General features: G+C 61.0%; 11 protein-coding genes. 7 read left to right on the top strand and 4 right to left on the bottom strand.

Annotation, left to right across the window (positions count from 1 at the left end):
- The first annotated feature begins 65 nt into the window (after positions 1 to 65).
- The 7 genes from H3Z84_RS08650 (at position 66) to yjgA (ending at position 5,752) form a co-directional block, all read left to right on the top strand.
- Positions 66 to 1,598, top strand: a complete 1,533-nt coding sequence (locus tag H3Z84_RS08650; protein WP_199457199.1) for an RNA polymerase factor sigma-54 — start codon at positions 66 to 68, stop codon at positions 1,596 to 1,598.
- Between the two features lie 96 nt (positions 1,599 to 1,694).
- The gene (gene hpf, locus H3Z84_RS08645; protein ID WP_094623924.1) at positions 1,695 to 1,997 is read left to right on the top strand and encodes a ribosome hibernation promoting factor; all 303 of its coding nucleotides are present in this window, start codon (positions 1,695 to 1,697) and stop codon (positions 1,995 to 1,997) included.
- A gap of 95 nt (positions 1,998 to 2,092) precedes the next feature.
- A complete protein-coding gene (ptsN, locus tag H3Z84_RS08640; protein WP_058341304.1) occupies positions 2,093 to 2,563 on the top strand; it encodes a PTS IIA-like nitrogen regulatory protein PtsN in 471 nt (156 codons plus the stop codon).
- 34 nt (positions 2,564 to 2,597) lie between these two features.
- Complete coding sequence (rapZ, locus tag H3Z84_RS08635) at positions 2,598 to 3,482, top strand: RNase adapter RapZ (RefSeq protein WP_022989679.1); 885 nt, start codon at positions 2,598 to 2,600, stop codon at positions 3,480 to 3,482.
- Between the two features lie 6 nt (positions 3,483 to 3,488).
- On the top strand, positions 3,489 to 3,758 hold the full coding sequence (locus H3Z84_RS08630; RefSeq protein WP_022989680.1) for an HPr family phosphocarrier protein: 270 nt from the start codon (positions 3,489 to 3,491) through the stop codon (positions 3,756 to 3,758).
- Positions 3,759 to 3,844: 86 nt separating this feature from the next.
- Complete coding sequence (gene mgtE / locus H3Z84_RS08625; RefSeq protein WP_058341306.1) at positions 3,845 to 5,206, top strand: magnesium transporter; 1,362 nt, start codon at positions 3,845 to 3,847, stop codon at positions 5,204 to 5,206.
- An 18-nt stretch (positions 5,207 to 5,224) separates the two neighbouring features.
- Positions 5,225 to 5,752, top strand: coding sequence for a ribosome biogenesis factor YjgA (gene yjgA, locus H3Z84_RS08620; RefSeq protein ID WP_199457167.1), 528 nt, complete (start codon positions 5,225 to 5,227; stop codon positions 5,750 to 5,752).
- 28 nt (positions 5,753 to 5,780) lie between these two features.
- Here yjgA and H3Z84_RS08615 read toward each other — a convergent pair whose 3' ends face one another.
- From H3Z84_RS08615 to H3Z84_RS08600, 4 genes are read right to left on the bottom strand one after another with little or no spacing between them, the layout of a single operon-like run.
- Positions 5,781 to 6,605, bottom strand: coding sequence for a carbon-nitrogen hydrolase family protein (locus H3Z84_RS08615; RefSeq protein WP_058341307.1), 825 nt, complete (start codon positions 6,603 to 6,605; stop codon positions 5,781 to 5,783).
- 10 nt (positions 6,606 to 6,615) lie between these two features.
- Positions 6,616 to 10,338: a YhdP family protein gene (locus H3Z84_RS08610; RefSeq protein WP_199457166.1), complete on the bottom strand. Its 3,723-nt coding sequence runs from the start codon at positions 10,336 to 10,338 to the stop codon at positions 6,616 to 6,618.
- Positions 10,339 to 10,377: 39 nt separating this feature from the next.
- A complete protein-coding gene (gene rng / locus H3Z84_RS08605) occupies positions 10,378 to 11,859 on the bottom strand; it encodes a ribonuclease G (protein ID WP_199457165.1) in 1,482 nt (493 codons plus the stop codon).
- Positions 11,856 to 12,458, bottom strand: coding sequence for a Maf family protein (locus H3Z84_RS08600; RefSeq protein WP_199457164.1), 603 nt, complete (start codon positions 12,456 to 12,458; stop codon positions 11,856 to 11,858). The genes rng and H3Z84_RS08600 overlap by 4 nt, the downstream gene beginning before the upstream one ends.
- Between the last annotated feature and the right edge of the window lie 2 nt (positions 12,459 to 12,460).

Raw genomic sequence — 12,460 nt, 5'->3', positions numbered from 1 at the left:
GATCTTGCAAGGAAATTCGATTTTTTACCGGGATACCAGTCTGTTATGGATCTAAAGCCATGGTTATGAAAGCCTCGTTACAGCTAAAACTGGGCCAGAGCCTGACCATGACGCCCCAGTTGCAGCAGGCCATCCGCCTGTTGCAGCTTTCTACCCTCGATCTCCAGCAGGAAATCCAGCAGGCGCTGGACTCCAACCCCATGCTGGAAACCGCCGAGGACGACGACCACGGCCCGGACGACACCACCGAACAGCAAAGTTCTGACGACCAGCACAACGAAACCGCCAGCGCCCAGGATGACAACGCCCCGGAAAGCAGCAACGACTGGGACGAATCCGAAAACGGGCCGGACTGGAACTCGGAAAACGACATTACCGACACCATTCCTGACGACCTGCCGGTCGATACCGCCTGGGAAGACATCTACCAAACCGCCCCGGCCAGCACTCCGAAAGACGACGACGAGAACGACTCGGACTTCGAAACCCGCAACTCCCCTACGGAAACCCTGCGGGATCACCTGGAATGGCAGCTGAACCTCACCCCCCTGAGCGAACGGGACCAGGCCATCGCGCACGCCCTGATGGACGCCGTGGACGACCGGGGCTATCTCACCTCGCCGCTGGACGAAATCCACGCCGGCCTGCGTGAAGACAGCGATGAAGACCCACTGGACCTGGATGAGGTAGAAGCCGTGCTGCACCGGCTGCAGCATTTCGACCCCCCGGGTGTGTTTGCCCGGGACCTTCAGGAATGCCTGCTGATCCAGCTGAACCAGCTGCCACCGGACACCCCCTGGCTGCGCCAGGCGCGCCAGGTTGTCACCCAGTTCCTGCACCTGCTGGGCAACCGTGACTACGCGCAGCTGCTGCGCCGCAGCCGGCTGAAGGAAGACCAGTTGCGGGAAGTCCTGGCCCTGATTACCAGCCTGAACCCGAAACCGGGGGATGTGATTGATCACGGTGATACCGACTACGTAATCCCCGATGTGATCGTGCGCAAGCATGAAGGCCGGTGGCGGGTGGAACTGAACCCGGAAATTGCTCCGCGCATCCGGGTGAACGCCAGTTACGCCTCGCTGATTCGCCGGGCCGACAGCAGCGCCGACAACACTTACCTGCGCGACCAGCTGCAGGAAGCCAAGTGGTTTATCAAGAGTCTGCAGAGCCGCAACGAAACCCTGCTGAAAGTGGCCACCCGCATTGTCGAGCACCAGCAGGGCTTCCTGGACCAGGGTGAGGAGGCCATGAAGCCCCTGATCCTGTCGGACATCGCCCAGGCCGTGGAGATGCATGAGTCCACCATCTCCCGGGTAACCACCCAGAAGTACATGCACACACCCCGGGGCATCTTCGAGCTGAAGTATTTCTTCTCCAGCCACGTGGGCACCGCCGAAGGCGGGGAGTGTTCCTCTACGGCAATTCGTGCCATGATCAGGAAACTGATTGCAGAGGAAACCCCGAAAAAGCCGTTGAGCGACAGCAAAATTGCGGCCATGCTAGGGGAACAGGGTATCAACGTGGCCCGGCGCACCGTGGCCAAGTATCGGGAGGCCATGCACATACCTCCTTCGAACGAACGCAAGCGACTGGTTTAAGCCTTTACCGGCAATCGTTTACCAATATTCACCGGGGCACGAAGCCCTGGTACTCAGTCCGGCGGAACGCCGGCATGATGACAACAGGAGACGCCAATGCAACTCAACATTTCAGGCCATCACGTAGAACTGACCCCTGCACTGAAGGATTACGTCAACACCAAGTTCGAGAAGCTTGAGCGCCACTTTGACCACATCAGTAACTGTCAGGTGACGCTGGAAGTTGAGAAAGTTCGCCAGATGGCTGAAGCTACCCTCCACGTAATTGGTGGCGAGATTCACGCAAAGGCTGAAAACGAGGATATGTACGCGGCAATCGATGCCCTGGTGGACAAGCTTGACCGCCAGATCCTCAAGCACAAGGAAAAGAACGTAGACCGGATGCACGGTAACGGCTAAGCGCCTTCAGGCGCAGGCTACCGGGTAATTCAATCGAACGAGCTGCGGCAGGGCTACCGGCCGCAGCCTTTTTTTTACGGGTTCACAGTTAATCCATGAGCGATACATCCCTGACCATCGACAACATCCTGGCCCCGGCACTGACGCTGTGCCAGGTACCGGCGTCCAGCAAGAAACGGGTGTTGGAGTTTATTGCCGAGCGGATTCACTATCAGGACGAGACTCTCAACGATAACGACATCTTCAACAACCTGGTGTCCCGGGAGCGTCTTGGCAGCACAGGTATCGGGCAGGGTATCGCCATACCCCACTGCCGCCTGGAAGGCCTGGATCGGGTAATCGGAGTGTTGATGACCCTGGCCGAGCCGGTGGACTTCGATGCCATCGACAACCAGCCGGTAGACCTGGTGTTCGCCCTGGTTGTGCCCAAAGAAGCCACCAGCGAGCACCTGGAGCTGTTGAGCCAGCTTGCCGAACGTTTCAACGACAGCGCATTCTGTGAGCGCCTGCGCAAATGCCAGGATGCCGACTCCCTGTATAAGGGCATGACCACCGACAGCCAGTAACCGAGGGCTGTCAAAGTACGGGAGAAGCCTAACCATGAAGCTGATCATCGTCAGTGGCCGGTCCGGGTCGGGCAAAAGTACGGCACTGCACGTACTGGAAGACCTGGGATTCTATTGCATAGACAACCTGCCCATCGGCCTGCTGTTTCCCCTCACCCGGGAAGCCGTGGCCCACGAGGCCCCCGGCCGCCTGAAGAAAATGGCGGTCAGTATCGATGCCCGCAACCTGTCCGGTGAACTGGCCAATTTCGAGGACATCTACCAGCGGCTGGGTGATACCGGGATCGAGATCGAAATCATCTTCCTGGATGCCGACGAGCAATCCCTGCTGCAGCGGTTCCACGCCACCCGGCGCAAGCACCCCCTGAGCGACGACAAGACCTCCCTGCGCGAAGCCATCAGCAACGAGAAACAGCTGCTGGAACCGCTGTCGAAGCTGGCCGACCTGTATATCAACACCACCGGCCTGTCCATGTACGAATTACGCGACATGGTGAAACAGCGGGTGGCCGGCCGCAAGGAACAGGAAATCGCCCTGCTGTTCCAGTCATTCGGTTTCAAGCACGGCGTGCCGGTGGATTCCGATTATGTGTTTGACGTGCGCTGCCTGCCCAATCCGTACTGGGACACCAGCCTGCGCCAGCACACCGGTACCGACCAGCCGGTAATCGATTTCCTGGAGCGGGAACCCCTGACCGGGCAAATGGTGGACGACCTCACCGGCTTCCTGAACACCTGGCTACCGTCCTTCGCCGACAGCAATCGCAGCTATATGACCATTTCCATCGGCTGTACCGGTGGCCAGCACCGGTCGGTGTATGTGTGCGAGCAGCTGGGAGATTACTTTCGCACGCAGTACCGCAACGTGCAGGTGCGCCACACCGAGCTGCCCCACCTGCAAGCCCGGGGGGAGATCTGAGCCGCCATGATCTGCCGCCCCATCACCATCATCAACAAGCTCGGGCTGCACGCCCGGGCGACCAACAAGCTGGTGACCACCGCCTCCCGGTTTGACAGCAAGATCACCCTGAAGGCCAAGGGCCGGGAAGTGGATGCCCGCAACATCATGCAGGTGATGATGCTGGCCGCCAGCCAAGGCACCGAAGTGGAGCTGGCCGCCGATGGCCCGGACGAACAGGAAGCCATTGACGCCCTGGTTGCACTGATCGACGACTATTTCGGCGAGGGTGAATAAAACTTCGTAATTCACCTACAAGTCTTCCTCACCTGTGTAACCTAACTCCGCTATAATACAAAGGTTTTCTGATCGCAGGTGGTTTCATGACCGACATTCTGGAAAAAAGTCAGGCCCGACAGCGGCTTCGCTCCCTCAGTGAGGCCCTCGACAGTGGTGCCCTCAAACAGGTAGCGCGCATCCTGAATGGCGGCCTGAGCCCCAGTGATATTGCCCACCTGCTGGAATCTTCCCCGCCACGGCAGCGGGTTTTGCTGTGGAAGCTGGTCGACAAGCAACTGGAAGGTGAAGTCCTCCAGTACATGTCGGACGACATCCGGGCCGACTTCCTGAGCGAGTTCAACGCCCAGGAACTGGCCAACCTGCTGGAAGACTTCGAATCGGACGACCTGGCCGACTTGCTGCAGCAGTTGCCGGATACGGTGATCCAGGAAGTCCTGGATACCATGGACGAGCAGGACCGGCAGCGGGTAGAGGAAGTACTCTCCTACCCGGAAGACACCGCCGGTGGCCTGATGAACACCGATACGGTGACGGTGCGCCCGGACATCACCATTGACGTTGTTCTGCGGTACCTGCGCCGGCACCGTACCCTGCCGCCGATGACCGACAGCCTGATTGTGGTCAGCCGGCGCGACGAATTTATCGGTATTCTGCCCATTACCCGCATGCTGGTATCCAATCCCGGCGCAACCGTGCGGGAGGTTATGGATACCGACATAGAGCCGATTCACGTCACCCTGTCCGACACCAAGGTTGCCACCCTGTTCGAGCGCTACGACCTGATCTCTGCGCCGGTGGTGGATGAAACCAATCGGCTGCTGGGCCGGATCACCATCGATGACGTGGTCGACGTTATCCGGGACGACGCCGACCATTCCCTGATGAGCATGGCCGGCCTGGATGAAGACGAAGACACCTTTGCCCCGGTGATGAAAACCACCAAGCGGCGGGCGGTCTGGCTGGGCGTAAACCTGATTACCGCCTTTACCGCCTCGGCAGTCATCGGCCTGTTTGAAGAAACCATCTCCAAGGTGGTGGCCCTGGCGGTACTGATGCCTATCGTGGCCAGCATGGGCGGCATTGCCGGCAGCCAGACCCTGACCCTGGTTATCCGCGGCATGGCCGTGGGCCAGATCAGCGGCGCCAACGTAGGCTGGCTGCTGAACCGGGAGTTTCTCTCCGGCGTACTCAACGGCCTGTTATGGGCCCTGGTGGTGGCGACAGCCGCGGTGCTCTGGTTCAACGACTGGCTGATTGGTGCGGTGATTGCCGCTGCCCTGGTGATCAACCTGGTAGCAGCGGCCCTGGTGGGCACTGTGTTGCCCCTGTTCCTGAAATCCCGGAACATTGACCCGGCGCTGGCCGGCAGCGTTATCCTGACAACGGTAACCGATGTTGTCGGTTTCATGGCCTTCCTGGGATTGGCCACCCTTTTCTACGCCTGACAAACAAGCCTAATTGCCATGACAGACCAACACGAAGACCAGTTCGAGGAAGATTTCGGCCCCAGTAAATCCCAGCTCAAACGGGAAATGCACGCCCTGCAGGAACTGGGCAAACGCATGCTGGACCTGAGCGATGAACAACTGGCCTCGCTGACCATCAGCGAAACCCTGAAAGCCGCCATTGTGGAATCACGCCGGATTAACCAGCGCGAAGCCCGGCGCCGGCACCTGCAATACATCGGCAAGGTGATCCGCCAGGAAGATGACCCTGAAGCGGTGAGCCGGGCCATTGACGCCTTCCACGCCGGCAGCGAGGAACACACGCGCCGGCACCACCTGGCCGAGCGCTGGCGCGACCGGATGATTGCCGAGGGCGACAAGGTCGTGGGCGAGTTTATTGACTACTGCCCGACCGCCGAGGTGCAGCACCTGCGCAACCTGGTGCGCAACGCCCGCAAGGATGTGGAGAAAGAGAAGAATACCGGCCAGTCCCGAAAACTGTTCCGCGCCCTGCGGGAATGGATCGACGACGCCGAGCAGCAGTAATCACGGCGGGGCGCAGCGCCCCACCACTTTACAAACGCCGGTGCTGCCACACCGGCATGCGGGTTCTCAGCTGTTCCAGCCGCTCCAGGTCCAGGTCTGCCAGCACCACTCCGGGGCCCTGCTCTAGTTCGCAGACCACCTCGCCCCAGGGATCACAAATCAAGCTATGGCCGTAGGTTTTGCGGCGTTCGCTGTTCTGGCCACCCTGCCCCGCTGCAACCACCCATACCTGGTTCTCGATGGCCCGGGCGCGAATCAGGGCATGCCAGTGGGCATCACCAGTTTGCCAGGTGAAGGCGCTGGGCAGGCATACCCAGTCTGCCCCTTGCTCCCGTAGCGCCCGGAACAGCTCCGGGAAGCGCAGGTCGTAGCAGATTGCCAGCCCCAGCCTGCCCGCCGGCGTATCCACGGTAACCACCTGCTGCCCGGGCTCGAAGCTGTCTGACTCCCGGTACTGGCCGTGGGCATCGTCCACCATGGCATCGAACAGGTGGATTTTGTCATAGCGGGCGACTTCGTGGCCCTGGTCGTCATACACCAGGCAACTGGCCCGCACCCGGTCCGGAATATCGCTGCCGTCAGGCCGGTTCGCCAGCGGCAGGGAGCCGCCGACAATCCAGAGTTTGTTTTGCCGGGCCTGGTCAGCCAGGAAACGGCGGATGACCGGTTCCGGCCCGGCCTCCTGCTCACCGCAGCCACGCATCTTCCCCGTGGCCAGTACGGCAAAGTTCTCGGGAAGCACGGCCACCTTCGCGCCCTGCCCTGCGGCTTCGGCCAGCAAGCGCCCGGCTTCGTCCAGGTTGGCTGCAACATCGTGGCTGCTGACCATCTGTATGGCGGCTACCTGTGTCATCCTTCCCTCCTTACTGTTCAGCAGTATCAAACACACTGCGCAGATCAACTTCGGGTTCGCTCCAGCTACCGGTGACACTGTAGGTGGCGCTGGTCAGTTTGCTCAAGGGGTCGCCAAGGATCTTGTCCAGCACAAACAGGGCGCCACCAATCGGCGCACTGGCTCCCATCAGTATGGCAGCCAGGGGCAGGTTCTGGGTAACCGGTAACACCACCACCAGTCGCATATCCAGGCTTTCATCGGCCATGTTGGTGGTGCCGTTGATCTTGAAGGCACCGGACGGGCCCACCAGTTGCAGCTCCGGGTCCATGGTAACCAGCCCGTCACTGATGCGGGCCTTGCCGGAAATGGCATCAAAGGCCACGCCCCGCTCGTACAGGTCGGAAAAGTCCAGGCGCAGACGGCGCCACAGGGTGTCGGTGTTCAGCAGGTTGAAGACCCGGAACAATTGGGCCGAGTTGTTCTGCTCCAGGATCACGCCATCGTCCAGCCGCACGCTGACTTCCCCGCTGAGCGCACTCAGGCCGATATCATTGGGGCCACCAGGCCAGTCAATATCCAGCTCCACCGCCGTGGCCTGGTTGGTCATGGGGATGGAGCTGCCGGTCAGGGCTTCCAGGTCTTTCAGGGCACCGCCGGTCAGCTGGCCCTGAAAGCGGGTGGTTTCCCGGTCATCCACGACCCGCCAGACCATATCACCTGACAGCTCCAGGGCACCCAGGCGGCCTTCAATGGCCTCCACATTCAGCTGGTGCGGGGCCGGGCGCAACCGGAAGCTCCAGCTGCCCGCTGATTCATCCCCAAGCTTGAGGTTACTGATGCGGCCGTCCACATCCGGCCAGCTGCCAATATCCAGCTGGCGGAAGGCTTCCAGCTGTTGCTCCAGCGTCAGCAACTCAGGCACTTGGTCCTGTTCGGTTGAAGCGTCCTCCCGGCTCAGGTGCAGGGTGTGCAGGTCTACCTGAACCACGCCGTCGTCATCGGGAATCACCACCCGGCCGGCGGCCCGCTCCGACTCGGTGTTGACTACCCAACGGTCGCCCAGGTTCAGGGCGCTGATGGTGATATCGGTGAGCCGGTGGCTGCCCAGGCTCAGATAATCAAACCGCAAATCCAGTGCCGATTCTTTCCAGAGCAGGTCCAACGCCATCCGGTCTTGCCAGTCTCCGGTAATGCGCACACCTTCCTCAACAAAGGGATCAACACGGGCTTCCAGTTGCGCGGTTTGCCCGGCGGTTTTTGCGAAAGGCTCGGGCCAGTCCACGTTCAGGCCGGCCAGGTCAGAGGTCATCTCGATGGCGGACGGGCCATTGGTATCCACCCGCATCCGGGCCTGGTAATCCAGTGTGCCATCCAGGCCAAATCCGGTTCCTTCAGCCTGTCCCAGCTGTTGCAGGAAGGACGGCAGGGACAACTGGCCGGCCTGCCGGATGGTCAGGGCTTCGGCACGGCCGGTTTGCTCGAACGACAGGGTAACCGGCTGATCCATAAAGAGGGCATTCACCGGGCCGCCGGAGAAACCCTGTTCGGTGTGGTAGGTCAGGTCGGTGCGGATATCCGTCCAGGCCAGGCCTGGCCCGGGCAGGCGGAAGCCTCCGTTCTCGGTGCGAACCCGGGCCTGTACCTCGGTGTTGGCACCGTCCTGCAGCGGAATCTCAATGTTCAGGCCAAGACGGTACTGGCCGGCAAATTCAGCACTGCTGACGGCCGCCCCGGCCAGCTCACCCAGCGGGCTGTTGGCCATCCACCAGGGCACTACATCGCCCGGCACATCCGAGGTGACATCCACCAGCACCCGGGTCGGCTGTTCGACGGTTGCCGGCACAACCTGTACCAATCCGTCACGGACGTCCAGGCCTCCGGTCCGGGCACGGCTGAGGGTTACCCGGGTGTCGGCATTCTGCACTTCCACCCGGCCCGCGGCGGCTTCCACTTCCGGCCAGCGGTCGTCATAGCGGACCCGGGCATTGTCGAATTCGTACCACATGGAGGATACGAAAGAGCCTTTTGGCGCACCGGAATCGATCCGGCCATGGCCATAGTATTCGCCACCGGTAATGTCGGCTTCGGTAATGCGAGTCGTGAGCCATTCATAGAGCCCTTCATTCACCACTTTTGCGGGCACAAACTCCGCCAGCATTCCGGCCTGGCCATTCTGGACGCCGACCCGAAGGCCCAGATAGTCATCGCCGGCCCGGTCCAGGCGCAGTTCAAAGGCGCCAGTCAGGCGGGTGTTGTCCTGATAGGAAAACTGCAGGTCGTCCGCCCATACCCGGGTAATATTGCCCGCTTTTTCCCAGGCTACGCGGCCGGTCATGGTGTTCAGGGTCCAGCTCCCGGTATACAAACCTGGAAAACCAAGGGTCGCGGGTTCGTTATTATCCAGTTCAACAAAGCCCTGATCCGCCGTCAGCTGTAAGCGGCCATTAAGCCCGGATGCACCCGGTGCGCCCCGCCAGGGTTTTACCCCAAGATCCCGGATTTCCCCGGACAACCGGAAATCCCGGGCCTGCTCCGGTAACTCCAGCAACATGTCGTCCAGGTAACCGGTGGGGCGATAGTGGTCGAGGGCATCATCGGCTACTTGTGGCAATACCGAAAGTGAGCGAACCAGGCGACGTAGCGGCCCCAGGGGCAGCGCATCCGCCACCAGCGCGGAGGCACCAGGCTGGTTCAGCAGGCGCACACTGAACGGTTCCACCTGGTCGCCATCCCATTGCCACTGCAATTGCTGCAGCATCAGGTCACCGCCCCGGCGCCAGCCAAAGCGGGTGCTGATGTCTTCCAGCGGAGCCAGTGACGCCATACCGACACCCAGCTGAAGGTACGGAGTTTCCAGGGTGCCCTGTATCTGCTGCAAGTTGCCGTTTTCAAAGGTCAGCCAGGCCCGGCCGCCCAGATCGAAGCCTTCCACCCGGATGCCGCGCCAGCTCAGGTCATCGATCAGGCCATCAAACAGGCGGCCCGAATCCACATCCACATACAGCTGGCCGGTAAAGTCGCCCCGGAAAAAGCGCTGGCCTACCAGCGCGAAACTGGCCAGCTGGGTGGCCGTGCCGCTTTGCATGGCACGGCCGGAGGCCTGGAACAGCCCACGGGTATACAGCAAATCAAGCCGGGGAATATAGAGATGGCGCAGGTCGTCCTCGTTCTGGCCGATGGCCAGGCTGACCCGGGTAATCCGTACCTCCGGCTCCGATAACCACTGCCCCGCCAGCTTCAGCCACTCCCGGGCCGCCCCTTCATTGAGCGGTTCCAGTTCGGCCATCTGCTCGACCGGGTCCGAGAGCTGGTCTCCGGGAGCCCGAATCAGGGTAAGCGCCAGGCCATCGGCCTCGAAATCCTCGAACACCAGCCGAAGCCGTGATACCGACGCCAGGAAATCCAGCCGCAGGCGCAGGTGTTCCAGCTCGGCAATGGTACGGCCGGAATCGGGGTTGGAGAGGGTCAGGCCGGAGGCGGTCAGGGACGGGTCGAGCCAGTTCCAGCTGGAGGACAGCCGGGTAATATCTACGTCCAGCCCGGTCTGGGCAGATATTTCAGCCGCAATACGGTCGGAAAAGCGGTCGACCTGAGCGGTCAGCTGCCGGCCGATGCCGGCATACAGGGCGAGCAATACCAGAACCACCAGGATCGACCACCAGACCGCGCCTGCAATCAGCTCCAATAGCCGGCCAACCGGGCCGCTTTTTGGCAGCTCCGGCTGATCGGTGTTCTGATCGCGGCTCGACATATGGCAGAGAACTCCCCGGCTGGTTCCGCCGGTCAGGCGTCAGAGCAGAACCACATCGTACTGCTCCTGGCTGTAGAAAGGCTCTACCTGGAAGCGAATGGTCTTACTGATAAAGGTTTCAAGGTCGGCCACGTTGTCGGATTCTTCGTCCAGCAGCCGGTCTACCACTTTCTGGGACGCCATCACGAGGTAGTTTTCCGCCTCGTAGGCCCGGTTGACCCGCAGGATCTCCCGAAAAATTTCATAGCACACCGTTTCGGCCGTTTTCAGGAAACCCCGGCCATCGCAGATCGGACACGGCTCGCACAGCACCTGGCCCAGGCTTTCGGTGGTGCGCTTGCGGGTCATCTCCACCAGGCCCAGCTCCGATACGCCGGTGATCTTGGTCTTGGCGTGGTCCCGCTCGAGCATTTTTTCCAGCATGCGGTGCACCTGGCGCTGGTGCTCCGGGTCTTCCATGTCGATAAAATCGATAATGATGATGCCGCCGAGGTTGCGCAGGCGTAGTTGCCGGCTGATGGCCCGGGCCGCTTCCAGGTTGGTCTTGAAGATGGTTTCTTCAAGGTTCCGGTGGCCGACAAAAGCCCCGGTGTTGATGTCGATGGTGGTCATCGCCTCGGTCTGGTCGATGATCACATAGCCACCGGATTTCAGCTGCACCTTGCGGCTGAGCGCCTTCTGGATTTCATCTTCCACGGAATACAGGTCGAAGATCGGTCGCTCACCGGGGTAGTACTCAACCTTGTCGGCAAACTCGGTAACGAACTCCTGCACAAACTCCATCACCCGCTGGTAGCTCTCGCGGCTGTCGATGCGCACCTTTTCGGTTTGCGGCCGGATCAGGTCCCGGATGGTGCGGATAAACAAGGGCAGGTCCTGGTAAACAACGGCCGGAGCCTGCACCTTGCCGATCCGTTCCTTGATAGACACACTCAGCCGGTGCAGATAGGTCATGTCGGCGATCAACTCTTCCGCCTGGGCAGCTTCTGCCGCTGTGCGGATGATGTAACCGCCCTGCACGTCGCTGTCTTCGGCTGCGGCTTCTTCGATCAGGGTTTTCAGGCGGGCGCGTTCGGTTTCATCTTCAATGCGCTGGGAAATACCGACGTGGCTGACCCCGGGCATAAAGACCAGATAGCGGGACGGGATCGATAACTGGGTGGTCAGCCGAGCGCCCTTGGTGCCAATCGGGTCCTTGGTGACCTGAACCACCAGGGACTGACCTTCGCGCAGCAGGGTGCGGATGTCGGGCACGGTTTTCGGGCCGTCTCCGCTTTCGTCGCTGGGCTGTTGGGTGCAGGCCACATCGGAGGCATGGATAAACGCAGCCCGTTCCAGGCCGATATCCACGAACGCTGCTTCCATGCCCGGTAGAACCCGCACGACCTTACCCTTGTAGATGTTGCCAACGATGCCTTTGCGGCTGGTCCGCTCGATATAGGCTTCCTGCAACATGCCGTTTTCGACCAGTGCCACCCGGGTTTCGACCGGGGTTACGTTGATCAGAATTTCTTCGCTCATGCCTGGTTCTCCTTACTGCGCGGCCAGTTCTGCCAGACCGGACAACCGGCCTGAGCGAGTAATTCGGCGGTTTCCTGTAGTGGCAATCCCACTACGGCACTGTAACTGCCTTTCAGTTCCCTGACAAAAATACCGCCACGGCCCTGAATGCCGTAGCCGCCGGCCTTATCCATCGGCTCGCCACTGGCCACGTAGGCCTGAATTTCCGGCTCGCCCAGGGTACGGAACGTTACTTCGGTGATGCTCACCCGGGACTGGCAATCGCTTCCCCTGGCGAGCGCCACGGCGGTCATGACCTGGTGGGTTTGCCCGGACAAACGGGACAGCATGCTGCAAGCATGGTCATCCGACTCCGGCTTGGCCAGGATCTCGCCGGCCAATACCACGGTGGTGTCTGAGCCCAGCACCAGGTTTTCCGGATGGTCAGCAGCAACCGCCAGGGCCTTTTCCCGGGCCAACCGTTCTACGTAGTGTTGAGGGGATTCGCCGGCCAGCGGGGTTTCGTCGATATCCGCCGGGCAGGCCCGGTGGTTTACGCCAATCTGGCTCAGCAGCTCGGCACGTCGGGGAGAAGCAGATGCCAGGATCAGGCCGGTCATAG

Source organism: Marinobacter sp. bablab_jr003 (assembly GCF_016464245.1).
GTDB lineage: Bacteria > Pseudomonadota > Gammaproteobacteria > Pseudomonadales > Oleiphilaceae > Marinobacter > Marinobacter vinifirmus.
This window is presented reverse-complemented; position numbering and strand designations above follow the sequence as displayed.

Excerpts from the sequence above, each read along its gene's own strand:
- H3Z84_RS08600 (WP_199457164.1), bottom strand. The coding sequence starts at position 12,458 with ATGACCGGCCTGATCCTGGCATCTGCTTCTCCCCGACGTGCCGAGCTG.
- ptsN (WP_058341304.1), top strand. The coding sequence starts at position 2,093 with ATGAGCGATACATCCCTGACCATCGACAACATCCTGGCCCCGGCACTG.
- yjgA (WP_199457167.1), top strand. The coding sequence starts at position 5,225 with ATGACAGACCAACACGAAGACCAGTTCGAGGAAGATTTCGGCCCCAGT.
- hpf (WP_094623924.1), top strand. The coding sequence starts at position 1,695 with ATGCAACTCAACATTTCAGGCCATCACGTAGAACTGACCCCTGCACTG.
- rapZ (WP_022989679.1), top strand. The coding sequence starts at position 2,598 with ATGAAGCTGATCATCGTCAGTGGCCGGTCCGGGTCGGGCAAAAGTACG.
- rng (WP_199457165.1), bottom strand. The coding sequence starts at position 11,859 with ATGAGCGAAGAAATTCTGATCAACGTAACCCCGGTCGAAACCCGGGTG.
- H3Z84_RS08615 (WP_058341307.1), bottom strand. The coding sequence starts at position 6,605 with ATGACACAGGTAGCCGCCATACAGATGGTCAGCAGCCACGATGTTGCA.
- H3Z84_RS08650 (WP_199457199.1), top strand. The coding sequence starts at position 66 with ATGAAAGCCTCGTTACAGCTAAAACTGGGCCAGAGCCTGACCATGACG.
- H3Z84_RS08610 (WP_199457166.1), bottom strand. The coding sequence starts at position 10,338 with ATGTCGAGCCGCGATCAGAACACCGATCAGCCGGAGCTGCCAAAAAGC.
- mgtE (WP_058341306.1), top strand. The coding sequence starts at position 3,845 with ATGACCGACATTCTGGAAAAAAGTCAGGCCCGACAGCGGCTTCGCTCC.
- H3Z84_RS08630 (WP_022989680.1), top strand. The coding sequence starts at position 3,489 with ATGATCTGCCGCCCCATCACCATCATCAACAAGCTCGGGCTGCACGCC.